This is a genomic window from Streptomyces sp. MB09-02B (genome assembly GCF_033794485.1).
Classification (GTDB): Bacteria; Actinomycetota; Actinomycetes; order Streptomycetales; family Streptomycetaceae; genus Streptomyces.
Map to the genome: position 1 here is coordinate 12313 of NZ_JARGEE010000005.1, position 22438 is coordinate 34750.

Genomic DNA, 22438 nt, shown 5'->3' on the forward strand with positions numbered 1-22438 from the left:
GCCTCGGTGGGGTCGACTGGTTGTCAGGGGATGTTGACGATGGCGAGGACCGCTTCGCCGCCACAGCGGCCGGCCTCCGAGTCCCAGTAGCGGAAGGCGGTCTCCGCGTGCAGGAACGGAAGTCCGCCGGCCGGGGCACGCCGGGTGACGGACCGGAATTCCATTTCCCCGGAGAAGTCACGGGGGTTGACGGGGCGCCGGAAACTGGAGGAGAAACGGGCGATGAGAATGTCCGGAAGCTGGCGCTTCCAGAAGTCGTCCGGCGTCCAGCCCGCGAAGGCCGTGCCCAGGCCGTCCTGCACCGACCTGGCGACGAGGTAATACATCATCTGGTTGTAACAGATGTTCACTTCGACGGAATTCAGATGCCCGGTGTCGTCGATGTAGCACGACTCGGGTATCGAGAAGGTGCAACGGGCGGTGAGGCGTCCGTCCCGTTCGGTGACATCCGCCGACTTCAGATACTTGCAGTGGGCCTTGTAGGGCCGTAGTACCCGGTCGAGCAGGGACTCGTCCGTCATGCCGCCGTGATCCCGTCGTGCAGCTTGCGCTCGTCGTGCACGGTGACGCGGTGGGAGACGGTCGGCTCGGGTGTGGTGGTGTGCCGGGCACGGTGGATGAGGCTGCGGTTGTCCCAGACCAGCAGGTCGCCCTTCTCGAAACTCTGCAAGTGGATGTTCTCGTGCTCGAAGCTCTCGTCGAGCTGGCCGGTCGCGCCGAACAGCCGCTTCAGCAGCTCCTCGTCGAGCGGCTCGCCGTTCCCGTCCTCGATGCCGACGGTGAAACCCTCGCTGAGGTAGAGGACCGTCTCGCCGGTCATGGGGTGTGTGAAGGTGGTCGGCTGCACGACGGCCGGGGTCTTCCGCTCGACCTCCTCGATGATCTCGGAGAGGGGGCGGTAGACGTCGTGCGGGCGGATCTTGAAGTACTTGCGCACCGAGTGCCTGCAGTACGTTCCGGCGATGTCCTTCTTCAGCTCCTCGGGCAGCTTCTCGTAGGCCCGGCCCATGTCGATGAAGTACGTGCCGCGGTTCTTCTCCGGAATGACCTGGGGGTAGATGAGGGTGATCCCGAAGGGGTCCGGCATGAACTGGTAGTCGGCGTGCCAGAACTTGCCGGTTTTGGGGACGCCTATCTGCTTGCCGTTCTCCGGCACGTTCGAGGAGACGAATATCTCCGGAACCTCCGGATGCTTGTACATCGGCTCGTAGTAGGTCTCTGGGCGGCCCAGTCGCTTGCCGAGGGCGAGGAACTCCTCCGGGGAGAGGTCCTGGCCCTTCAGGACGGCGATCTTCCTCGTGTAGACGGTGTGCTTGAGCGCGGCGATGTCCGCCTCCGAGGCGGTGGTGTGGTCGAAACCCTCGACCGTCACGCCCATCGCGACACCGGGCTGTTCCTTGATCTCCATGAAAGTGGTTCCTGCCCTCTCCATCACAGTGATTCCTTCCGTGGATTCAGACGGTCGCCCGGCGGGCGTCGATGAGTCCGGCGATGTCGCCGAGGGTGAGGTCGGGTTCGAGTTCGTCGTCTCCGACGCTCACGCCGAGGTCGCGCTCGACGCGGATGCTGATCTCGACCGTGGTCAGGGAGTCGACGTCCAGGGCGCCGAGGGTCGCCTCGGGGCGTATCCGGTCGGCGGGGGCGTCGTGCAGTCTCGTGAGGATGCCGACGAGTTGCTCGTAGGTGGTGCTCATGGCGTCGTCCGTTCTTGTGGTGTCACGGGAAGTGAGGGCCAAGTCAGGAGGCAGGAGCCCCAGGTGAGGCCGCCTCCGAAGGCAGTGAGCAGCAGCCGGTCACCGGGGCGGACCGCGCCCCTGACGGTCAGGTCGGCGAGGGCGAGCGGGATCGACGCGGCCCCTGTGTTTCCGACGGACTCGACCTGGGTCACACAGCGTTCACGCGGCAGCCCGAGGTCGTCGGCCACCGAGTGCAGGATCCGCAGATTGGCCTGGTGGGGTACGAAGTGGTCGACGTCGTCGATCTTCCAGCCGGCCCGGGACAGGGTGGTGCGCGCCGACTCGGTCATCCGGGTCACCGCGTGGCGGTACACCTCCCTCCCGCGCATCGCGAAGTGGCGTTCCTCGCGGGTCGGTTCACCCTGCTGGGACCGTTGGCGGGAGCCGCCGGCGGCGACCGTGATCAGGTCCGCGTGGGCGCCGTCGCTGCCGAGGTCGAAGTGGCCGACCGCCCCGGGCTCGTCGGGGTGCCCGGCGCGCAGGACGACCGCTCCGGCGCCGTCGCCGAAGATGATCGCGTTGGCCCGGTCCAGGGGGTCCACGATCGTGGAGTAGGTGTCCGCCCCGATGAGCAGGACCCGTCTCGCGACCTCGGCCGCGATCAGCCCGGCGGCCGAGGCGAGCCCGTACACGAACCCGGTGCAGACGGCGCCGATGTCGAAGGCCGCCGCGCCCGCCAGCCCGAGGCGCGCGGCGACGCCCGGCGCGGTGGCGGGGCAGGGGTGATCCGGAGTCGTCGTGGCGACGACGACGGCATCGACGGCGTCGGTCCCCGCAGAGGCCAGGGCACGGCGGCCGGCCTCGACGGCCAGGTCCGACGTGGCTTGTCCGGCGTCGATGACGTGCCGCGTGTGGATACCGGTCCGTGTGCGGATCCACGTGTCGTCGGTGTCGAGCCGTCGAGCGAGGTGCTCGTTGGTCACCACACGGGACGGCACCCAGCCGGCCAGTCCGCACAGAACGGCTGCCGGAGGGACGGAAGGACCGGCGGCGGGACGGGACATGGAGGTTCTCCTGGCATGACGGAGGGCGGCTGGGCAGCCCGGACACGGGAGGGGACGAAGCGACGGAGGAAAAGGGGAACCTGAGCGGAGGGCCTAGGGACCGTCGGCTCGGGCGGTGGTGGAAGCGGTGTTCCTGCGGAAGGTGAACAGCGCGAGCGCCCCGCATGCGATTCCGGACGCGATCACGAACACGGCGGTACGGATGCCGTCGAGGAGCCCGGGACCGGACGCGCTCTGTCCGACCCCGCCGGCGACCGCGACGAGAAGAGCGAGGCCCACCGCGCCGCCCACCTGCAACGTGGTGGACGCCATCCCGGAGGCGATGCCCTGGTCGCCGGGAGCTACCCCGGCGGACGCGGCGATCCACATCCCGGTCCACGCCGCGCCCTGGCCGAGGCCCAGCAGCACGATCCCCGGCAGCAGCGTGGCGTACGAGCCGTCCGCGGTGAGCGCCACGCCGAGCGCCCCCGCTCCGGCGGCGCCCAGCCCCATGCCGCCCACCAACATCCGGCGCACCCCGAAGGCGGCCACGGCCCGTGCACCGGCCTGCGTACCGACGGCGACCACCACGGCGGGCACGAGGAACGCGAGGCCGGTCGCGACCGCGCTGTAGGCGTGGACCGTCTGGAAGTACAGGGTGAGGAAGTACGGCACCGAACTGAACGTGGCGCTGAACAGTGCGGTCACCGCCATCGTCGCGAGCAGGCCCCGGTGCGCGAACAGCCTTGCCGGGACCAGCGGTTCACGCGAGCGCCGCTCGACGACGGCGAACAGGGTCAGCAGTGCGACGGCCGCCACCGCGCTGACGAGGGCCGTCGGGGTCGTCCACCCCACCGCCGGGGCCTGGACCAGCAGGAACACCACAAGCGTGATCCCACCCGTCGCGGTCAGCGCGCCCGCCACGTCGAAACGGCGCGAGCGGTCCCAGGGCCCGTCCGCCGGGAAGAGCAGCCATCCGGCCACCGCGAGGGCACCTGCGACGGGCACGTTGACGAAGAACACCGAGGGCCAGCCGAACGCCCCCACGAGGACCCCGCCGAGCAGCGACCCGAAGCAGAGCCCGCCGGCGCCCGCGGCGCCCCACACCGCGAGGGCACGGTTCCGGGCCGGCCCCTCCTCGTACAGGGTGGTGATCAGGGACAGCGTCGCCGGGAACAGCAGGGAACCGCCGATGCCCTGGACGCCCCGGACCGCGACCAGCACACCGGGTGACTCGGACAGGCCACCCACGAGGGACGACCCCGCGTACAACAGCGCCGCCAGGACGAACATCCGGCGCCGGCCCAGCAGGTCGGCGGCCCGGCCGCCCAGCAGCAGGAAACCGCCGGTGGCCACGACGTAGGCGCTCACCACCCACTGCAAATCGTGGTCGGAGAACCCCAGTCCGGCACCGATGTCGGGCAGCGCGACGTACACGATGTTGTAGTCGAGCGAGATGACGAGCTGCCCCATCGCCAGGACAATCAGGGAAAGCCCGAACGGCTTTCGAGCGGAAACTTCTGCCGGTTCCTTCACGGACATCGTCGTTCACCCCCTCGGGATCAGAACACAGGGAATTCACCTGGACAGAATTCCGTGGGACCGATCTCTTTCGGTCAGTCACCGTAGCAGCGTCTCCCGGGATCGGGAACGGCCGAATTTTCGATCCCACACTCCCAGCACCCGAGAATTTAGGGCAGCATCGATATCCGGCAGTCACAGCCTGCCGGATGAAAAGGAAAGCGACATCGCGAACTCTCCTCGCGTCAGCCCTCTCCCATGAGCCGTCGGATCTCGCTGATGAGGGCGACCAGCGCCCGACGTTCCGGAATAGTGGTCTCCGGGTGCCAGAGGTCGATGAGCAGGCATGTTCGCGGACGAGTGCCCTCGTTGCGCGCCTCATGCTCGAAGGAGTAGTCGAAGAGGAGACACTTTCCCTCTTCCCAGGAACGGGTCTCCCCGGCGACCGTGATGCTGCACCCGTCCGGAATGTCCACGGCGAGATGCAGATTGATGCTGAAGTTCCACAGGTCACAATGGGGCTCGACCACGGCACCCGGCAACAGAGTGGAGAAATGACATTCGAGGAGAGGGCATATCTTCTCCGTATCGACGGCGACGTCCTTCACCACCTGGTAGACGGTGGGGACCGTGGCGGCCGACTCCTCGACAAGACCTCCCTGGCGGAACAGGTAGAGAGCCTGCCAGTCCTCCTGCCGGGTCAGATAGTGCTCGTAGTCCGAGAACGCCTCCCGGCGGGCTTCCCATGCGGCGTTCAGTTCCTTCTTTATCGCCTGGTGACCGGCCTCCAGCGCGTGGACGGCGGGCGCCAGTTCGACGTAGGCATAGGGATCGTGCCAAGGAGTGGGAGAGAGACCTGGCAGGATCCACTTGGCCTCTTTCTGCAGCGGGTGCCGTTCTCCGCTGCCCGGCTCCAGCATCCGCTCGACCCGGACGAGCGAATCGGCGCCGCACTCGGCCCTGACCGCCGCGAAGGCGTCCTCGATCTCCGGTGTCATCCACGTCTCCGCAGCCACGACGAGTGTCCTTTGTGTCTCACGTGCACCGAACCGCCTCCGTCCGAAGTTCCGCGCCCGCCCCGCCGACGACCTCACACGGCGGTCAGAGGGTGTACCGGGCAGCGCTGTCGAACCAGTAGTCGGCCATGATGGGGCTTGAGTTCCCGGTGACCGCGCGCCGACTTCCCTCGCGCTGCCGGGAGTTGGGGCAGGCGTCCCGTCGGGCACTGATTACCCGTGCTCGCTCGGCCATCCGGTCGAGACCCAACCCTCTTCAACGGCGACACGGGCCGGGGTGCCCGCGACGGGGCCACCCTGGCTCACCAAGCGCGCGATCCCGCAGAGCGGCTCCGTAGCAGCGCGAATACCGCAGGACACCGCTCCGCACCCCGGGGACGCTTCACGCCGCCGGTACCCCCACGCACCTCGCGGGACGCCGGCCGCACCCGGAAACCGGTCAATGTTCTTTCGCAGACAGCACGTTGCGTTATCTGCATCACACAAGTCGCATTGAGTGGGGCACCCATCGCCGTCCGTACCGATCGATGACGGCGGAGACGCTGATGCAAGGATGAAGCCGTTATGACTGCTGGACGAAGTGCTCGCACGCTGAGGGCCGCGATGTTCGCGGTCGTCTGCGTGTTGGCCGCTGTCCAGGGCCATGTGATGGCGTCGGACCTCGCGGTGCCCGGCTGGGCTCTGGCCGCCGGGGCCGTGGCAGCGGGCGGGGCGGCCTGGTCTCTGGCCGGTCGGGAACGAGGACTCCTCGTGGTCGCCTCCTTCGCGGTCATCACCCAGGTGGCTCTGCACGCGTTGTTCTCGCTCGCGCAGGCCCTCGCAGCAACGACACCGTCCGGCGGGGCACCCCTGGTTGAACGCTGGACGCGCTCCCTGCTGTGCTCACCGCCGGCCGGCGGTGCCGGCGGCGTGGGCACATCAGCTGCCACGCATTCCATGAGCCACGCCATGGCGGGCGCACACTCCCACCACTCCATGGGCTCGACGGATGCCGCGGGATCGATGAGTGGCATGGAGAACATGAGCGGCGCGGACTCCATGGGCGCCGTGACTCATGGGGGTCACGCGGGCCATGGCATGGACGGGATGTCCTCGACGGGCATGCTCGTCGCCCACCTCGTCACCGCCCTGCTCTGCGCCCTGTGGCTCGCTCATGGTGAGCGGGCGGTCTTCCGCGTTCTCCGGGTGCTCGCCGGCTGGCTGGCCGCCCCCCTTGGGCTGCTGCTCCGGCTGCCCGCCCCGCCGCACCGCCCTCGCATCCGTGCCCGCCGAAGTGGCTCAAGTCGCGTGCTGCGGCAGCTTCTTCTCGTCCACGCCATCACTTCCCGGGGACCACCTGTCGGAACCGCTGTCCTCTGACGACAGCCGGTTCCCCGAGGCCGTACACGGAGTCCTCCACCAACGCTCCGCTCCTGCCTCGGGCATCGGCCGCGCGCACCAGCGCAGCCGTATGTCAACAGTCACCGGAACCACCACGCCCGCCCTCTGCGCGAGCCTGGTTCCCGGACCCCGAGAAGGATTTCAGGTGCTCACTCCTGTCCTCCCCACCCCTGGCGACGCACGCGTGTCGCGAGACGAGTCGATAACGTCCTGGGCACTCGCCGCGCGCGGTGGAGACCCCGACGCCGTCGAGAAGTTCGTCCGCGCCCTGCACCGCGATGTCATTCGTTACGTCACCCACCTCGGCGCCGACCCGCAGAACGCCGACGACCTGGCCCAGGACACCTTCCTGCGCGCCCTGGGCAGCCTGCACCGCTTCGAAGGCCGCTCCTCGGCACGCAGTTGGCTGCTGTCCATCGCCCGCCGCGCGGTCATCGACAGCATCCGGTACGCCGCCGCCCGGCCCCGTCTGTCGGACACCGATGACTGGCAAGCGGTCGCCGACCGCACACAGTCACGCGACCTGCCCGGCTTCGACGAAGGGATCGCCCTCGCCGAACTCCTGGCCGCGCTGCCCGACGAGCGTCGCGAGGCATTCGTGCTGACCCAACTGCTGGGCCTGCCCTACGAGGAGGCGGCACGCGTCAGTCGCTGCCCCATCGGCACAGTGCGCTCACGAGTGGCCCGCGCCCGCGGCTCACTGATCGAGTCGCTGTACAACGCCGAAGGGCCCCGCCCGGTAGGCGCGTCAGCCGCTTGACCGGCGGCCACAGCCGGCCCGGACTCGGAACCTACCGAGCTCATCCGCACACCGGAACACCACACCGAACCTCACACAGAAGCGAAGACAGGAGCACCCACCATGGCCTCGAAGATCTACTCCGTGTCCGGCATGAGCTGCGGACACTGCGCCGCGAGCGTCACCGAGGAGGTGACTGAGGTACCCGGCGTCACCAAGATCGACGTCGATGTCCGCGCGGGTCTGGTGACCGTGAGCGGGGACTCGGTCGACGAGGACGCCGTACGGGCGGCGATCATCGAGGCGGGCTACGTGGTCACCGAAGGGGCACGGAGCGCGGCATCCTGAGCTGGGACCCTGGGGCCGGCCCTCCCGGTCGGCCCCTCTTCCCTGCCGCTACCCCCGGTGGGCCGGGAGCGTCGCCCCGAGCGCCATGGCACGGCCGCCCCGGCGACTTCGTGCCCACCCTGGAGCAGTTCCTCGGCAGGCTCTGCGGCCTGTCACCGGCGACGGCCACCCGGTTCACCCAGCAGTGGCCGGCCGACCACCAGGCGTTCGGCGAACGCGATCTGTCCGGCAGCGACTACGTCTACGCATGGGCCGACGGCATCCCCTGCGCATACGTCTGCCAGGAGACGAAGTCGTGTGCCCTCGTGCTGATGTGCGTGCCCGCGGACGGTACCGAGGAGTTGATCGCTGTGAACTCCGGCTACCGCGAATCAACCGACTCCCGAGAAGGGGTTCACCGCGCGGATCGACGCCCTCGCCGAGGCGGAGCGGCTGATCGCGACGCACCGCGGGCACCGGATCACTCTCGCGCGGGTGAACAGACGCCTCACACCACAGCCGCTCAGCGTCGAGGCGTCACCCCTGCCGCTGAAGAACGACATCGGCAACGGCCTGCCCTGCACCTACGCCCAATTCACCCAGCCCGCATTTCCCGGGACCGAACCGTACGCCGACTACGCCCGAAGCCGAGCCGATTGAAGGTTCGCCGACCCTGCTCAAGCAAGACCGACCTCACGGGCAACGGGTGGCGCCCAGACGCGTTCCCGGTGCGAGGTCGTCGAGACGGCGACCTCGTCCTCGAAGACCAGCCATACCCCGAGCGCCGTCGGGCAACGGAAGGGCGGTACAGCCTCCGCCGCGACATGAGCCGGAGGCCCGGCCGGATACAGCAGAGAGGCCGAATCCCCAGCCAGGGCTCGGCTCTGCTCGCTTCACCTCTGCGTCGGGTGCAGATGGCGGTTGAGATAGCGGGCGGTGACGCTGTCGGGATCAGGTGAGAGGTCGTCGGGCGTTCCGGTGGCGACGATGGTGCCGCCGGCTTTGCCGCCTCCGGGGCCCATGTCGATGACGTAGTCGGCGTTGGCGATCATGTCCAGGTCGTGTTCGATGACGATGACGGTGGCGCCGTTGTCCCCCAGTCTCCGCAGGACGTCCAGCAGCGTGCGGATGTCGAGGGGGTGGAGCCCGACGCTGGGTTCGTCCAGGACGAAGAGGGTGTCGGACTGGTTCCGGGTCAGCTCGGTGGCGAGCTTCAGCCGCTGTGCCTCGCCGCCGGAGAGGGCTGGGGTGTCTTCGCCCAGGGTGAGATATCCGAGTCCGAGGTCGATGAGGGCCTGGAGCCGGGTTCTCACGCGACGGATGTCTCCGACCTGCTCGATCGCCTGCCTGACGGTGAGGGCGAGCAGGTCGGGCAAGGAGGCTCCGTCGTCCGGGTTTCCGGGATTGGGGCGGCGGATGTCGGCAGCTGCGGGGGCGTACCGGGTGCCGTCACATGCGGGGCAGGCGATGTCGACATCCGGCAGGAACTGGACGTCGAGGGAGACCTGGCCCGTACCTTCGCAACGGGGGCAGCGCAGGGAACCGGTGTTGTAGGAGAAGTCTGCGGCGGTGAGCCCCCGCTGCTTGGCCGCGTCGGTGGCGGCGTAGGCGCGGCGCAGGTCGTCGAGGACGCCGCTGTAGGTGGCGACGGTGGAGCGGACGTTGACGCCGATGGGGGTGGCGTCGACCGTGTTCACCCGGGTGATCGCCTGCGCGTCCACCGCGGCCACATGGTCGGGCAGCGCTCTGCCCGCGGCTTGCGCCTGGAGTGCGGGAATCAGACTTTCGAGGATGAGCGTGGTCTTGCCCGATCCGGAGACTCCGGTCACGGCTGTCAGGCGGCCCCGGGGGATGTCGACGTCCAGGGCGTGCACGGTGTGCAGGGGCCGGGTGGAGAGGTGGATGCGGCCTTGGTCGAACATCGTGTCGCGGTCGGCCCGTTGGCGGACGAGGACGGGTTCGCGGCCGGTGAGGAATCCACCGATGAGGGAGTTGGGGTCCTTGCCGAGTGTGGTGACGTCGCCGGTGGCCAGGACGGTCCCGCCTTCGGTGCCGGAGCCGGGGCCGATCTCGATGAGCCAGTCGGCTTCGCGCAGGACTTGGACGTCGTGGTCGACGAGGACCACGGAGTTGCCGTCGCGGAGCAGGTCGCGCATGACGCCGAGCAGGCCGTCCACGTTCGAAGGGTGCAGGCCGATGGAGGGTTCGTCGAGGACGTAGAGCACGCCGGTGGTCTGGTTGCGTACGGCGCGGGCCAGTTGGACGCGTTGTCGCTCGCCGGTTGACAGGGTGGAGCTCGCCCGGTCCAGGGCGAGGTAGCCGAGGCCGAGTTCGACCAGGCGGCGGGCGGTCTCCAGCAGGGTGGCGACGATGTTCCGTGCCATCGGGCGCATCTCGGGCGGCAGGCCGTCCGCGAGGGTGGGGGCCCAGGCGATGAGTTCGTCGAGGGTCTTCGCGGTGGCTTCGGCGAGGTTACTGCCGTCGACGAGGGTGGCGCGGGCCTGCTCGCTGAGCCGGGTGCCGTGGCAGGCCGGGCACACCTGGGCGCTGATGAACCTGTGCACACGGTTCAGCCCGCGTTCGGTGGTGGCGTTGTTCAGGGCTTCCTCGACGGCCCGGCGGGCGTTGCGGTAAGTGAAGTCCAGCTCGAAGAACTTGCCGTTCTTGGACCGGACACTGATGTGCCGCTGCTCCGCGGGGCCGTGCATGACGATGTCCCGTTCGCGGGGGGTCAGTTCCGTGTACGGCACATCGGTGCGCACCCCGAGCTCGGCGACGACCTGCGGCATCACGGTCAGCCCGAACATCGACCACGCAGCCACCGCCCCGTCGGCGATGGTGCGTTGCGGATCGGGGACGAGTGCTGCTTCATCGACTTCCCGGACCGTGCCGGTGCCGGTGCACTGCGGGCATGCGCCGTCCGAGTTGAAGGCCAGCGACTCCGCGCCCGGCGGGTAGAACGTCACCTGGCACACGTGGCAGGTCAGGTCCAGTCCCGCGGCCACGTCGATCGTCGGGTCCTGTCGGTGGCCGCCTGGGCACAGGTGTGATCCCAGCCGGGAGAACAGCAGGCGCAGCACGTTGAGCAGCTCGGTCGACGTGCCGAAAGTGCTGCGCACCCCGGGCACTGAGGGCCGCTGCCGCAAGGCGAGGGCCGCGGGCACGTGCTCGACGCTGTCCACCGACGCACGCGGTGCCTGCGCCATGCGTCGGCGGGTGTACGTGGACAGCGCCTCGATGTAGCGTCGTGAGCCCTCCGCGTACAGCACCCCCATCGCCAGCGACGACTTCCCGGAGCCGGACACCCCCGCGACCGCGACGAGCTGGCGCAGCGGCACCGTCACGTCGACGTTCTTCAGGTTGTGGACCTTCGCCCCGCGCACCTGGATGGACAGCGGCGAATCCGTCACGTCCGTACCTCGTCCGCCCGGGGCCCCGGCCCATGGGTCGCCGCCTGTTACCTCGTCGTGCGCCATCGCTTCTCCTCCTGAGCGCGTCGTCCGAGGGTCTTCGGCCTCCGGGACAGACGGGTGCTCGCAGCATCCGAAGAATCACCATACCCGAAATATACTTCCCAGGAAGTTACTTCTATGGAAGCAGAAGACCGAGAGGGCCCACGAGGGAACCGAAGGACACGCTGCGCAGACCCACCCGGCCGCGCTGGGAACGGGTGCTGTCACATTCGGCCGGGCCGGTCGATGCGGCGCCGTCACCCCATCGTGGTGCGGCGAGCGTAGGCGCGGGCGGCACGGGCGCGGTCGCCGCAGCGGATGGAGCACCAGTGACGGCGGCCGTGCTTGAGCAGGAAGCGGTTGCAGGGAGGGGATGCGCAGGCGGTCAGTCGGGCGGCGTCGGGGGAAGTGAGCAGGTCGGCGGCGTCGGCGGCGATGACCGCGAGAGCGTGCTCGACGATCGCGGTGGTGGGGTGGGGCGTGGCGCGGTAGGGACCGCTCTTCTCGTCCCACACCAGCAGGGATGCGGTCGGGACGCGGGTCATCGCATCGTTGACCGCCGTGACGGCGGCGGGCAGGGCGGGCTGCCCGGCGACACGGGAGGCCAGCAGCGACCTGACCTGTTCGCGCAACGAGCGCAGCTGCGTTGCGCACACCTCCGCCAAGCCGGCACCGGCCGGGGCGAGGTCGCGCCGCACCAGCCACTCCTCGGCCCGCGCCGGGGCACCCAGGAGGTCGGCCGTGTGCCCGCCGGGCAGCGCGATTGCGCTGTTGGCCAGGGCCAGGGCGGGGTGCTCCGCCTCACCCGGCGCCGACGGCAGGGCAGCTTCTTCCCTTGCGGACTCTTCCATACTTCCTCATGGTACGGGTTGCATTCATCCGTGAGATATGCGTACCGTCGAATCACGGTTAACTCGCCTCCTATCCGTGAGGAACATTTTTCATGTCTTCCCCGACCCTGCAGACCGCCCCGTTCCCCGTCCGCGTCTTCGGCGGCCCGACGGCATTCTTCGAGTTCGGCGGCCTGCGCTTTCTCACCGACCCGACCTTCGACGCCCCCGGCGACCACAAGGCACCGTCCGGCGTGCTGACCAAGACGGCGGCGGCTGACGGCAGCCCGGCCGGCCTCGGCCGCGTCGACGTGGTCCTGCTCTCGCACGACGAGCACGCCGACAACCTCGACACCTCCGGCCGGGCCCTGCTCGCCGACGTCCCGCTGACGCTCACCACCCCCGGCGGTGGGGAGCGTCTCGGGGAGGCGGCCACCGGCCTCGCCGACTGGCAGTCCGTAGAGCTTGAGCGCCGGGACGGCGGGCCCGGCACGGTCACCGTGACCGGCGTGCCCGCCATCCACGGCCCCGGCCCGCGCGAGGAGGTCGAGCCGATCTGCGGCGAGGTCGTCGGATTCGCCCTCACCGGCGAGGGTCTGCCCACCGTCTACGTCAGCGGCGACAACGCCTCTCTCGACGCGGTCAAGGACATCGCCGAGCGCTTCGCCCCGGTGGACACGGCCCTCCTCTTCGCCGGAGCGCCCCGCTTCTCCGAGGTCTTCGACGGCGGGCTGTTGGTCCTGGACAGCGCCCAGGCGGCGGAGGCCGCGAAGATCCTCGACGCCGGCCGTGTGGTCCCCGTCCACTACGACAGCTGGGCCCACTTCACCGAGGGCGGCGACGAGCTCGTCGCCGCCTTTGCCGCCGCCGGTCTCTCGGACCGCGTCGACTTCGGCGTCCGCGGCTGACCCGACGCACGTCGGGCACGTACGTCGAGTACGCATCTCGGGCACGTGGTCGGGGCCGCCGTCGCGCCGGGCGGTAGGTATGCCGGTCGGCGGCCGGACGCCGGCCGGCAGAGACCCGCCGCACCTGTCGGCCGGGGCCCGGCGCCCCCACCTCCCCGCACGCCGCACACGTCGAAACCGAAGGACCGCACGAGCATGTCCGACCCCATCCGCGAACACCCGCCATGACTCCGCCCCCGCCATCCTTTCCGTACCGGACTCCGCCATGACCGGCACCGACCAGACCGCCGCGGAGGCGCTGGCCGGCAGCATCCGGACTCGCCCGGCTCGCCGACCGACGCGGCTTCACCCGCTACTGGATGAACGAGCACCACGCCATGCCCAGCGTCTCCACCTCAAGTCCGCCCGTCCTGCTGTCCCGGCTCACCGCGGAGACCAGCGGGCTCCGGCTCGGCGCGGGCGGGATCATGCTGCCCCACCACCCGCCGCTGGTCGTCGCCGAACAGTTCGGCATGCTGGGCGCCCTCGCCCCTGGCCGCATCGACCTGGGCCTGGGCCTCGCCCGGGGCACCGACCACGCCACGGCCGCCGCCCTGTACCGCGGCGCCTCCGACGCCGCGGACTTCCCCTGGCAGGTCCTCGAACTGCTGCACTTCCTCGGTGACGACTTCACCGCCGAACCCCCTACGCCGACCGCGTATACGCCGTGCCGGGGCCCGCCAGGACCGGCGCAACGGCGTCACCCCGCCCACCGGCCGCCTGCCGGTGTGGCTCCTCGGCTCCTCCGACTACTCGGCGCAGCTCGCCGCCCGGCTGGGCCAGGACTGGTGAGGGACAGAAGTGGACACGCGGACGGCATGGTCATGGCCGACGTCGGACCGGTGGGTTCTGCCCGCGCCTTCAGGGCGGGGGCAATTCCCACGGTCGTGGAGATACGGATTCCTGTGGTCGTGGCGATTCAGGCACCGGAGCCGGCAGCCCGCGCAGCTCGTTCGGCCTGCTTCTTCTGTGCGAACTCGGTGTGCCGGATGACCTCGTCGAAGCGGAGGGTGAGCCCGTGCCTGGCCAGCAGCGGCACCACGAGGTCGTCGAGACGTTCCTTGTGGGACCGGGTACGGGCCCTGGCATAGGCGTCGCGGACGTGGTCGGGCTCGCCGACGAGGACCTCGTCCATACGACGCCGGATGTAGGAGTCCAGATTGATGTGCTCCATGTAGACCTCCCGCACCCCGGCCTCCGCGAGCCGGGCGAACAGGGTTTCCAGCAACTGGGGCTCCTCGACGAAATGAGGCAGCAGCGGACCGACGAAGGCATAGGTGCGCACTCCGGCTTCGTGCAGCTCCGCGAGAGTCCGCAGACGGCGGGAGGCGAGCGGGGCACGGACTTCGAGCCACCGGCTGACCGTGTCGTCGGTGGTGGTGACCGTCAGGCCCACCTCGGCATCGGGCAGAGCAGTGAGCAGGTCGACATCCCGGGTGACCAGTGGCGACTTCGTCAGGATCCGCACCGTTCCCGGATAGCGGACCGCCACCAGTTCGGCCAGGATGCCGCGGGTGAGCCGGTAGTGCTTCTCGTGCCCCTGGTAGGGGTCGGTCTGCGAACTCAGCACCAGGGTGCCCTGCCGCTTGTCCTCGCTCATCCGCTCCAGCTGCTTGCGCACGACCTCGACGGCGTTGGTCTTGACGTACAGATAGTCGCCCCAGGTCGACACGGGCTCGCCGAGCCGGCGGCCAGAGGCGCTGGCGTAGCAGTAGGCACAGCCGAACACGCACCCGACATAGGGGTTCACCACGTAGTCGACCGAAGGAATCTTCGACCTGTTGATCAGCGATGTCGCCTTGATCTCGACCGCCTTCATGACTCTTTCTCCTGAAGCGATTTATGGGGGATTCACGCGACCGATATGCGAAATCACCAGGTTCGACGCGGGGCGCCGACGCAGGCATGACAGTGAGGGGACCTCGACAAGCCGGTCGGTGGTGGTAGGAGCCGACTCCCTGGCACTGGCGACGTCCGCAGATCGGCATCCTCCGCGCGCCGCGGCTGGTGAGGTGAGGCCACATTAAACTAATATATTCCACGGAAGCAACTTCCAGAGATGGATGTTCTCGCCAGGAGAAGGTTGCAGTCCGTCGGCGAGAAGAACACCGGGTCCCCGGATGAGCGACTCGGCCGCCGAGCGTTGGAGCACCGTCGACCCCCGGCCGCACGCAGAGGACGAACCTCATACGTCGTTCCACCCGCGAGCGCGGCGCGCGCCGCCCTACCCGATCCGGGCCGACGTGTGAGCGCGTTGACGCCGCGAGCGGGCGCCACCACGTACGGGTTCTCACCGGCGGGAGTGGCGGATCGGCACGTCAGCGGCCGCCCAGCGGACTCGTAATCGTCGAAATGCCCAACGGCCTTACGTCAGTCTGTCGGCATGAGCGGTACGACGCTCAGTCCACAGATCATGGATCCCTCCCGCCCGGCCGGCGTGAAGCGGTTCTCTGTCAGTAGGGCGCAGGCGCCGGCCGCCCCTGCGAAGCCGCCAGCGCCACAGGAGGCATGCGGTCGGCCTGGTTCGAGTTGTCGCCCACCCGAGCAGGTGCACAGAGCCGGTCGCGGTCGGTTGTCGGCTCCCAGGGTCGTCGTCGTTCTGACGCACCAAATCCGCCCCGCCTCGTTCGTTCGCTGTCCACGGCGCGGCAAGTGCGCCTGAAGCGCGGCCGTCACCAGGACGCCCTGGCGGTAGTCGCGACGATCATTCGCCCAGGTCGAGGGCGCCGGCGCCCGGGCCGCGTTCGATGGACGCCTGCCCCCCACCCGGGGAAAGGGCGGCCCGCAAGGTGCTGAGTGTCGCGGCGAACCGCTCCAGGGACTGGTCGGTGGCCTCCGAGCCGACCTGCCTTCGCAGCTCCGCTTCGCAGACCTCGACGGCCCTGCTCACCAAGTCCTGTCCATCGGGGGTCAGTTCGACGATCGCGGAACGCCGGTCGTGCGGGTGGGGACGACGTCGGCAGTAGCCGGCCGCCTCGATGCGGTCGACCACCTTGCTGGTGCCACCCGTCGTGATTCCGAACTCCTGGGCCGTGTCATGGATCCGGCTGCCAGGGTGCCGGACGAGGAACCGCATGACCAGGAACCAGGTGATGGGCAGGTCGCACTCCGCGCGCAGCCGGGTATCGAGAGTGTTCCACAGCGTGGTCTCGAGCCACATCAGGTCCAGATGCAGCCGCTCGAGGTCGATCAACGTGCACCTGCCGCGGGTGGGGCACATGCATGTTCGAGCTCGACCGCGTGCTTCTTGACGTACATGCAGGTGCCCCACTCCTTCACCGACTGCCCGAACTGCCGCCCGGGGAAGCTCGCGTAGCAGCAGGCACTGGCCAACACGGGCCTCCACCACTACCCGAACCGGAACATTCATCTTCGGAAGTTGCTTCCGTGGAATATATATGCATAGAGTGAGCACGGCAACTCCGACAGGCGCCCGCCGACCACCGGCCGTACCGCACGGAGACCGCAGCCATATCCCGTTGCACACAAAGGAGACTTCGATGCCCGGCCCCGCCCTCAACTCCGTCGCCTGGTTCGAGATCGGCACCGGCCAGCCGGAAGAAGTCAAGGAGTTCTACGGCCAGCTGTTCGACTGGAACTTCCAGCTCAACACCAACACCCCCGGGGTGAACTACCACGCCGTCGTCACACCGGGCTCCCAGGAGCCCACCGGGGGCGTATGGGAGTCGCAGGGGAAGTTCCCCGACTACGCGGTCTTCTACGTCCTTGTCCAGGACGTCGCCACGACCGTCCGGCGCGCCGAGGAACTGGGCGGCAAGGTACTCATGCCGCCGGTCACCGACGCCGCGGGCCTCACCTTCGCCCGCCTGGAGGACAGCACAGGACATCACTTCGGCGTGTTCTCCGCACCCGCCCCGTGACACGTCCCGCACGCCGCGGGCGGCCCCGCCGCGCGTCCTCCCCCTGCGGGCCCGGCCCTTTGGCAACGCCCGGGCCGGACCACCACACCTCCGCCGACAGCGCACGGAGGGACTGCGCTCCCTCCGTGGGGAAGCCGGAGCACCCGGCTTCCCCACGGCCGGACTCCCGATCAGAAGAGGCAGATTCATGCACAGAATGACCGACCAGCAGTGGCGGGCCTTCGTCTCCCAGGGCACCCGTACAGGCAAGCTGTCGACCGTCCGCGCCGACGGCAGCCCGCACGTCACACCGGTCTGGTTCCTGCTCGACGGAGACGACGTGGTGTTCAACACCGAGAAGGACGGGGTCAAGGGCCGCAACCTGGCCCGGGACGGCCGGTTCGCGTTCTGCGTGGACCAGGACCAGCCCCCTTACGCCTTCGTCATGCTCCAGGGCCGCACCGAGACCTCCGAGGACCCCGAAGAGACACTGCGATGGGCGGGGCGCCTCGGCGCCCGTCACATGGGCGAAGAGCGCGCCAGGGAGTACGCCGCTCGCAACGGCGGCGCGGGAAACCTCCTCGTCCGGGCCCACATCGAGAAGGTCATCGCGTTCGCCGGCATCGCCGACTGATTTCCCGTCCGGCGCAGAGGCTCACCTGCTGCAGGACCTTGGTGCTCGACCTCGCTGCTGGCATACGGTTCTCCGGAGCTCAGCGGACGTGCCGGAGAAGGCGGTCCGGTCGTCATCAGGTCACCGTCGTGGACGACCCGCTCATCCGCGACCTGGGCTCCTCGCTCGATGAGATGCCGATCGCCTCCCAGCAACCGGCGCGGGCGGTCCTGCGGGCCGAAGCCGCCGCCGGGCACGACGACCAGAGCGATGTCGCCCGGGGATCGGGCCGCTGGCACACCTTTCACCCCCACGCCGTCGAAGGTGACGACGGGGACCCGCATTACTTCCCGTTGACCTGCGACTCGCCCCGGGGCCGTCTTCGCTTCACGTGTGCCGAAGTACCTCGCGTCGATGGACTGCCCGGTTCCCGTGTTCGCACAGCAGCTTGTTCAGCCGTGCGGAACAAGCAACCCGCTCAGCACGAGTCCCTCCCCGCCGCCGCCGTCCGTGCGGGCGGGCGACCGCCTCTGTGCCGGGTTTCGGAGGGCCCTTCCTCCCTGCCACCGGCCGGAACCGGTCGGCTCGGCAAAAAGCCGGGAACCAGCCAGGACGACGCCACGACCACTGACGCATGGAGCCGAGAAGTCTGATGCGTGCGACGCGCCGGAAGCGGAACACGCCTTTGGGAAACGTCTTACGGGCCGTCGCGGCACCATTGGGTGCCTCCTGTGGTGCGCTGGCCCTCCTGGCGGCCTACACCGCGACCGGCGCGGCAGGCGTAGCGCCGCCCAGGATCACGGTCGTCAACGCGCGCATCGTCGAGGCACCCGCGGGTTCCGACTCCACCGCCGCCTACTTCGAGGTCCGCAACGCCGGCTCGTCGAAAGACACACTGCTTTACGCGGACTCGCCGGAGCTGGGCGTCAGCATGCTCCGCCGTACGGTCCGCCGGACCGGAACAGGGCGTACGGATCCTGTGAGGGCCGTCGATGTTCCGGCGGGCGGCACCGTACGCATGGCGCCGGGCGGTCTCGGAGTCGTGATCCTGGATCCACCTGAGCTGAAGCCCGGGCAGACACTGCCGTACACCCTGTGGTTCCGTCAGAGCGGGAGGGTCGTCGTTCGGGCGACCGTGACCGAGACTGTGCGGTGAGCCCGGGAGGCAGCCCCGGCCGGAGAACGGGAGGAGTGCCCGGAGTCTTCCGCGGACGCGGAGAGACCGGCACTCCCTTCGTGGCGGATCGGCGTGGTGGGCGGGGCCATCGGCAGCCGCTGCGGAGCGGCCAGCCGCCCCTCGACCGCTCGCGGGACACGGAACGCGTCGGCCCGCTCGCCGGGGCCGGCCGCAGACCGCTCAGCAAGGCGGCCAGGGGGTCTGGGCTGCGAGCATGCCGCGTGACGACGCGCCGCCCATGTCGTGCGTCATGTGGCCAGGGTGCCCGTGCCCGTCGAGTGGCCCATGTCGATCGCGTCGATGGACATGGAGCCCACTGACATGCCGCTCGGGGCATCACGCATGTGGTGCGCCACGCGAGTTCGTGGCAGAACCCGACACCGCCGGCCGGGCCGACGAGAAGGTCCAGTGGAGCGAGCCCTGGGCGAGGGCTACGGCGGACATCGCCAGCGTGAGCCCGCGTTCACGGCCCCCAGACACCAGCCCACGCTGCTCGTGGCGACGAGCTCGGCGGCCAATGTCCACCACGGACAGTCGAGCCGACATCAGGACGTGGCCGAGGGCGGCGAGCAGCACACCAAGGCCGCGAACACCTCGGCCCTGATCGAGCACGATCGCCTTCGACGGCACCCACACGCGACCGTAGGCTGACAGGCCCGGAACCGGGGACCTGTACTCGCCCGGCCCGGCCGACAGCCCACGGGCACAGCGGAGTTGCGTGGCTCAGGATGCCGACCGACCAGACCGTTTCGACGCCCGCATACCCGGCGCCGGCGACTGCCCAGCTCCCTTCCGCTCGGCGTCCAGGTCACGTCCAGCTGCCCGCAGTGTGCTGAGGACCGCGGTCATCTCGCGTACGGACTGCTCGGGAATCACCGACCCGATTCGCAGTTCCAGCTCCTCCTCGAAAACCTTCAGCGCCCCGTTCGTCAGCTTCCTCCCCGCAGATGTCAACTCGACGATGGAGGAACGACGGTCGTTCGGGTTCGCCTGCCGCGCACACAGACCCGCCGCCTCCAGGCGGTCGACCACTTTGCTCGTGCCCCCGACCGTGATCGAGAACTCCTCCGCGATGTCCTGTACTCGCCGCCCGGGTCGCCGCAGCAACAGGTGCAATACCTCGAACGACGTCAGTGGCAGGTCGAACTCCGCCCGCAAGCGCCCCTCGATCCCGTTCCACAGTTCGATCTCCAGCGAGACCAGCTCCCGGTACAGCAGCTTCAGGTCAGCGTCAGCCATCATTCATCTTCCGAAGAATTATGTTCCAGAGGCTGTTAATTGTATGCCGTCGCGGACATCCACCTGGCGCACCCGACAGCTGTCACTCAGCGCGGTCGGCGACCGGGGCTCACTTGCATGGCCACGTGTTGTCGCCCGAGTAGGCCGCGCCGGGGGAACGGCCACGTTCAGAACATGAGCACGCACGACGTCGGCGACAAGTCACCAGTGCCGCTTCTGTCGCCGCCGCGGGATTCCCTGGGGCGAACCGCTCGGGCGTGATCGAGGGGTTGGGCAGCATGCCGAAAGCCGAGTAGAGGTTTGCGAGGCAGGCTGCGGGGGCCCTCCCCGATCTCCGGCGCGAGATTCGGCAGGCTTCGTGGGTGATCCCCCCATGGACCACGCTCCGTCCCGGACGGCCATGTCACGTGGACTGCCCCGGCCGGTTGGTTCCGGCAGGAGATCAGTGGCGGCTGTCGTATGCCTCGCGGGCGTCGAGGACCTCGTGGATGTGTTCCTCGGCCCAGTGCCTCAGTGCCCGCAGAGGTGCGCCCAGCGTGCGTCCCAGTGCCGTCAACTCGTACTCCACCCGGGGTGGTATCTCCGGGTAGGCGTGCCGGGTCACCAGTCCGTCGCGTTCCAGGCTCCTCAAGGTGTCGGTGAGGACCTTGGGGCTGATCCCGCCGACCGTGGCACGCAGGTCGCCGAAGCGCATCCTGCCGGTCCCGAGCGCGATGACCACCATGGCCCTCCACTTGCCGGCGATGCGATCCAGCGACGTGCGGGAAGGGCAGCCCGCCACAAAGATGTTGAACTGCGCCTTCTCTGGCATATTTCACTTCCTTCCGGGGGCGGCGGGTGCGGCCCTCACAGCGCGGCCGGATATCCATCGGAGCAAGCGACTGCGCACCGGCGTCCCTTGATGAAGACCGGGATCGCCGACATCACACCGCCGAGGCCTGGTGTGGCCCGGGCGGCGAAGCAAAATCACCGAGCGACAGCGGGAGGAGGCAGAATCCGGTCAGGATTCTGTCGTGCGGCGCGCCATCGAGACGCCCCGATCAGCTCGGACCGGACCCCGACCTCGGCTCGGCCGCTGTGCCGCCGGTGGCGAACACAGCGGGTCGGACTTCAGGAGCAGTCGGCAGGCGGCCACCCCTTCAACGTGACCACCCTCCAACGCCCCCAAGACCCGGGCCGTTCCTTACTTCCCCCAGAAGGCGTCCTCGGCCGCCTGGTCGCCGGAGAACAGCCACATCTCGACGATCTTCCCGTCCTCCAGGCGCAGCACATCCACCCCGTCCATGCTCATGGACGAGTCCCCGCTCCGGCCGACGAAGTGGATGGAGGCGGCCACCATGTCGCCGTTGCCCATGAGGGCGTGGACCGAGTCGATGGCGAAGCTGCCCTGGCTGGCCTCCATCATCCCGCCGAGCATCGCGAAGACCGCATCACGCCCCTGGCGCACACCGGAGAACCGGTTGCCACCCGGCTGATGCCAGACGACCTCCTCCGCCAGAAGCTCCCCCACCCGGGCCAGATCACCCTTCTGGATCGACTCGAAGTACTCACGGGTGATGTCGACGTTCCTGTTGCTCATGACCAATTGCTCCTTACGCCCCGGACTCGGGACAGAACGACACTGCTATTCGTGCAAGTTGGATTCGTAACCGGCCGGAACCGGCCACATGCCGCACTCGGCATGTCCCCGGACTCACCGGAAGCGGTCGGTATGTCGGCGCCGCCCGATCTACCGCAGGGCGGTAGAGACGGACCTCGCCATGGAGGCGGCCCACCCTCATGCGGCGCCCCAGAAGGCGTCCTCACCGCCCTGGCCCGCGGAGAAGAGCCAGACTGCGGCGATCCGGTCGCCCTCGCCCCTCAGGAGGTCGACGCCGATCATTCCCATCTCCCACCGTTACGTGTGGCGGAAATGTGGACCGGCGTGGCGACCAGCGCACCGTTGGCCATGGGACTGCCGGTCGTCCTCAGCGCGAAGGTCCCCTCCGTGACCGTCATCATGCCGCCGAACATCTCGCCGATCGCGGCCGCACCGCGGTGACCGCCGGAGAACTGGTTCCTGCCCGGTGATGCCACACCATGTCGTCGGTGCACATGCGCGTGACCGCGCCGAAATCTTGGCCGATACTGCGGCCGCATACTGGCGGGCGATGCTGAGTACGGCGCTGGACTCCATGGCCACTCTCCCCCCTTGGCGAGTTCGTTCCGATGGCGCCCATAATCACCCTCAGTAACCAGGCACCTCAACGTAACCAATGGCAAGATGTGTCCCACATCACACATGTAAATGCGCACCCGATCGACGGAACCGGCAGCAGTCGCCCTCGATCTCCGTCGGCACCGAGCTCGCGCTCCACCGGGAGCGCGACGACAGCTCGCCCCACCCCGCTCGGCCCGTCCGGCACCGTCGCCCCGCGCACCAAACGAAGAGAACATCCGGGTAGGGGCAGTAATACGCTGCCGGACCTGACGGCTATGACGGTCGGGCCGCGCAGCGTGATCCTGTGCACCTGTTGGGCGCGTTGGACGTGAGCGCGGGCCGGGACCGGGCCCGTCTTTGGGTCGGGCCTTCGTGGATCTGCCGGCGAACCGGCCGTCCCGACCGGGTCGTACCTCCC

Annotated in this window: 23 protein-coding genes and 1 pseudogene; 11 read left to right on the top strand and 13 right to left on the bottom strand. The window is 69.0% G+C overall.

Going from position 1 to position 22438, the window contains the following annotated elements:
* Positions 1-23: 23 nt before the first annotated feature.
* The 6 genes from P1P70_RS01680 to P1P70_RS01705 form a co-directional block, all read right to left on the bottom strand.
* Positions 24-521 carry an FcoT family thioesterase gene (locus tag P1P70_RS01680; protein WP_319233943.1) on the bottom strand — a complete coding sequence of 166 codons (498 nt, stop codon included), beginning with the start codon at positions 519-521 and terminating at the stop codon, positions 24-26.
* A complete protein-coding gene (locus P1P70_RS01685; protein ID WP_319234000.1) occupies positions 518-1408 on the bottom strand; it encodes a TauD/TfdA dioxygenase family protein in 891 nt (296 codons plus the stop codon). The genes P1P70_RS01680 and P1P70_RS01685 overlap by 4 nt, the downstream gene beginning before the upstream one ends.
* Positions 1409-1454: 46 nt before the next feature.
* Entirely contained in the window at positions 1455-1694 is a 240-nt protein-coding gene (locus P1P70_RS01690) for an acyl carrier protein (RefSeq protein ID WP_319233945.1), read from the bottom strand.
* Positions 1691-2740 carry a beta-ketoacyl-ACP synthase III gene (locus P1P70_RS01695; protein WP_319233946.1) on the bottom strand — a complete coding sequence of 350 codons (1050 nt, stop codon included), beginning with the start codon at positions 2738-2740 and terminating at the stop codon, positions 1691-1693. The genes P1P70_RS01690 and P1P70_RS01695 overlap by 4 nt, the downstream gene beginning before the upstream one ends.
* Positions 2741-2833: 93 nt before the next feature.
* On the bottom strand, positions 2834-4261 hold the full coding sequence (locus P1P70_RS01700; protein WP_413471403.1) for an MFS transporter: 1428 nt from the start codon (positions 4259-4261) through the stop codon (positions 2834-2836).
* Positions 4262-4485: 224 nt separating this feature from the next.
* Positions 4486-5238: an aspartyl/asparaginyl beta-hydroxylase domain-containing protein gene (locus P1P70_RS01705; protein WP_319234001.1), complete on the bottom strand. Its 753-nt coding sequence runs from the start codon at positions 5236-5238 to the stop codon at positions 4486-4488.
* 582 nt (positions 5239-5820) lie between these two features.
* On the opposite strand from P1P70_RS01705, the gene P1P70_RS01710 reads away from it, so the two are divergent.
* From P1P70_RS01710 to P1P70_RS01725, 4 genes are all read left to right on the top strand, one after another.
* Positions 5821-6615: a hypothetical protein gene (locus tag P1P70_RS01710; protein ID WP_319233949.1), complete on the top strand. Its 795-nt coding sequence runs from the start codon at positions 5821-5823 to the stop codon at positions 6613-6615.
* 166 nt (positions 6616-6781) lie between these two features.
* Positions 6782-7396: a sigma-70 family RNA polymerase sigma factor gene (locus P1P70_RS01715; RefSeq protein WP_237276858.1), complete on the top strand. Its 615-nt coding sequence runs from the start codon at positions 6782-6784 to the stop codon at positions 7394-7396.
* A gap of 102 nt (positions 7397-7498) precedes the next feature.
* On the top strand, positions 7499-7723 hold the full coding sequence (locus tag P1P70_RS01720) for a heavy-metal-associated domain-containing protein (RefSeq protein WP_319233950.1): 225 nt from the start codon (positions 7499-7501) through the stop codon (positions 7721-7723).
* 474 nt (positions 7724-8197) lie between these two features.
* Positions 8198-8362: a hypothetical protein gene (locus P1P70_RS01725; protein ID WP_319233951.1), complete on the top strand. Its 165-nt coding sequence runs from the start codon at positions 8198-8200 to the stop codon at positions 8360-8362.
* Positions 8363-8595: 233 nt separating this feature from the next.
* Here P1P70_RS01725 and P1P70_RS01730 read toward each other — a convergent pair whose 3' ends face one another.
* Positions 8596-11112, bottom strand: coding sequence for an excinuclease ABC subunit UvrA (locus tag P1P70_RS01730; RefSeq protein ID WP_319233952.1), 2517 nt, complete (start codon positions 11110-11112; stop codon positions 8596-8598).
* 299 nt (positions 11113-11411) lie between these two features.
* Entirely contained in the window at positions 11412-12005 is a 594-nt protein-coding gene (locus P1P70_RS01735; RefSeq protein ID WP_319233955.1) for a CGNR zinc finger domain-containing protein, read from the bottom strand.
* Positions 12006-12097: 92 nt separating this feature from the next.
* Here P1P70_RS01735 and P1P70_RS01740 point away from each other — a divergent pair, with 92 nt between their 5' ends.
* From P1P70_RS01740 to P1P70_RS01750, 3 genes and pseudogenes are all read left to right on the top strand, one after another.
* Positions 12098-12892: an MBL fold metallo-hydrolase gene (locus P1P70_RS01740; RefSeq protein ID WP_319233957.1), complete on the top strand. Its 795-nt coding sequence runs from the start codon at positions 12098-12100 to the stop codon at positions 12890-12892.
* Between the two features lie 356 nt (positions 12893-13248).
* Positions 13249-13518 (top strand): annotated as a pseudogene (locus tag P1P70_RS01745) (LLM class flavin-dependent oxidoreductase); the annotation flags it as partial.
* A 34-nt stretch (positions 13519-13552) separates the two neighbouring features.
* Complete coding sequence (locus P1P70_RS01750; RefSeq protein WP_319234007.1) at positions 13553-13723, top strand: hypothetical protein; 171 nt, start codon at positions 13553-13555, stop codon at positions 13721-13723.
* Positions 13724-13850: 127 nt separating this feature from the next.
* Here the strand turns inward: P1P70_RS01750 and P1P70_RS01755 are convergent, their stop codons facing one another.
* Both P1P70_RS01755 and P1P70_RS01760 read right to left on the bottom strand, forming a co-directional pair.
* Complete coding sequence (locus P1P70_RS01755; protein WP_319233958.1) at positions 13851-14750, bottom strand: SPL family radical SAM protein; 900 nt, start codon at positions 14748-14750, stop codon at positions 13851-13853.
* Positions 14751-15635: 885 nt separating this feature from the next.
* Positions 15636-16124, bottom strand: coding sequence for a MarR family winged helix-turn-helix transcriptional regulator (locus P1P70_RS01760; protein ID WP_319233959.1), 489 nt, complete (start codon positions 16122-16124; stop codon positions 15636-15638).
* A gap of 307 nt (positions 16125-16431) precedes the next feature.
* On the opposite strand from P1P70_RS01760, the gene P1P70_RS01765 reads away from it, so the two are divergent.
* The 4 genes from P1P70_RS01765 (at position 16432) to P1P70_RS01780 (ending at position 19232) form a co-directional block, all read left to right on the top strand.
* The gene (locus P1P70_RS01765) at positions 16432-16812 is read left to right on the top strand and encodes a VOC family protein (RefSeq protein WP_319233960.1); all 381 of its coding nucleotides are present in this window, start codon (positions 16432-16434) and stop codon (positions 16810-16812) included.
* Between the two features lie 187 nt (positions 16813-16999).
* The gene (locus P1P70_RS01770) at positions 17000-17425 is read left to right on the top strand and encodes a PPOX class F420-dependent oxidoreductase (RefSeq protein WP_319233961.1); all 426 of its coding nucleotides are present in this window, start codon (positions 17000-17002) and stop codon (positions 17423-17425) included.
* A 664-nt stretch (positions 17426-18089) separates the two neighbouring features.
* The gene (locus P1P70_RS01775; RefSeq protein WP_319233963.1) at positions 18090-18560 is read left to right on the top strand and encodes a copper chaperone PCu(A)C; all 471 of its coding nucleotides are present in this window, start codon (positions 18090-18092) and stop codon (positions 18558-18560) included.
* 429 nt (positions 18561-18989) lie between these two features.
* Entirely contained in the window at positions 18990-19232 is a 243-nt protein-coding gene (locus P1P70_RS01780) for a hypothetical protein (RefSeq protein ID WP_319233965.1), read from the top strand.
* 72 nt (positions 19233-19304) lie between these two features.
* On the opposite strand, the gene P1P70_RS01785 is transcribed toward P1P70_RS01780, so the two are convergent.
* From P1P70_RS01785 to P1P70_RS01795, 3 genes are all read right to left on the bottom strand, one after another.
* Positions 19305-19823 (bottom strand): MarR family winged helix-turn-helix transcriptional regulator, encoded by a 519-nt coding sequence (locus tag P1P70_RS01785; protein ID WP_086798980.1) that lies wholly within the window; start codon positions 19821-19823, stop codon positions 19305-19307.
* A 439-nt stretch (positions 19824-20262) separates the two neighbouring features.
* Positions 20263-20631, bottom strand: coding sequence for a winged helix-turn-helix transcriptional regulator (locus P1P70_RS01790; RefSeq protein WP_086798978.1), 369 nt, complete (start codon positions 20629-20631; stop codon positions 20263-20265).
* A gap of 372 nt (positions 20632-21003) precedes the next feature.
* The gene (locus tag P1P70_RS01795; protein WP_086798976.1) at positions 21004-21399 is read right to left on the bottom strand and encodes a nuclear transport factor 2 family protein; all 396 of its coding nucleotides are present in this window, start codon (positions 21397-21399) and stop codon (positions 21004-21006) included.
* Positions 21400-22438: the final 1039 nt, after the last annotated feature.

What these genes read in the sequence shown, in the direction of transcription:
- P1P70_RS01680 (WP_319233943.1), bottom strand. Translation starts at nt 521, where the DNA reads ATGACGGACGAGTCCCTGCTCGACCGGGTACTACGGCCCTACAAGGCC.
- P1P70_RS01685 (WP_319234000.1), bottom strand. Translation starts at nt 1,408, where the DNA reads ATGGAGATCAAGGAACAGCCCGGTGTCGCGATGGGCGTGACGGTCGAG.
- P1P70_RS01690 (WP_319233945.1), bottom strand. Translation starts at nt 1,694, where the DNA reads ATGAGCACCACCTACGAGCAACTCGTCGGCATCCTCACGAGACTGCAC.
- P1P70_RS01695 (WP_319233946.1), bottom strand. Translation starts at nt 2,740, where the DNA reads ATGTCCCGTCCCGCCGCCGGTCCTTCCGTCCCTCCGGCAGCCGTTCTG.
- P1P70_RS01700 (WP_413471403.1), bottom strand. Translation starts at nt 4,261, where the DNA reads ATGTCCGTGAAGGAACCGGCAGAAGTTTCCGCTCGAAAGCCGTTCGGG.
- P1P70_RS01705 (WP_319234001.1), bottom strand. Translation starts at nt 5,238, where the DNA reads ATGACACCGGAGATCGAGGACGCCTTCGCGGCGGTCAGGGCCGAGTGC.
- P1P70_RS01710 (WP_319233949.1), top strand. Translation starts at nt 5,821, where the DNA reads ATGACTGCTGGACGAAGTGCTCGCACGCTGAGGGCCGCGATGTTCGCG.
- P1P70_RS01720 (WP_319233950.1), top strand. Translation starts at nt 7,499, where the DNA reads ATGGCCTCGAAGATCTACTCCGTGTCCGGCATGAGCTGCGGACACTGC.
- P1P70_RS01735 (WP_319233955.1), bottom strand. Translation starts at nt 12,005, where the DNA reads ATGGAAGAGTCCGCAAGGGAAGAAGCTGCCCTGCCGTCGGCGCCGGGT.
- P1P70_RS01740 (WP_319233957.1), top strand. Translation starts at nt 12,098, where the DNA reads ATGTCTTCCCCGACCCTGCAGACCGCCCCGTTCCCCGTCCGCGTCTTC.
- P1P70_RS01755 (WP_319233958.1), bottom strand. Translation starts at nt 14,750, where the DNA reads ATGAAGGCGGTCGAGATCAAGGCGACATCGCTGATCAACAGGTCGAAG.
- P1P70_RS01765 (WP_319233960.1), top strand. Translation starts at nt 16,432, where the DNA reads ATGCCCGGCCCCGCCCTCAACTCCGTCGCCTGGTTCGAGATCGGCACC.
- P1P70_RS01770 (WP_319233961.1), top strand. Translation starts at nt 17,000, where the DNA reads ATGCACAGAATGACCGACCAGCAGTGGCGGGCCTTCGTCTCCCAGGGC.
- P1P70_RS01785 (WP_086798980.1), bottom strand. Translation starts at nt 19,823, where the DNA reads ATGATGGCTGACGCTGACCTGAAGCTGCTGTACCGGGAGCTGGTCTCG.
- P1P70_RS01790 (WP_086798978.1), bottom strand. Translation starts at nt 20,631, where the DNA reads ATGCCAGAGAAGGCGCAGTTCAACATCTTTGTGGCGGGCTGCCCTTCC.
- P1P70_RS01795 (WP_086798976.1), bottom strand. Translation starts at nt 21,399, where the DNA reads ATGAGCAACAGGAACGTCGACATCACCCGTGAGTACTTCGAGTCGATC.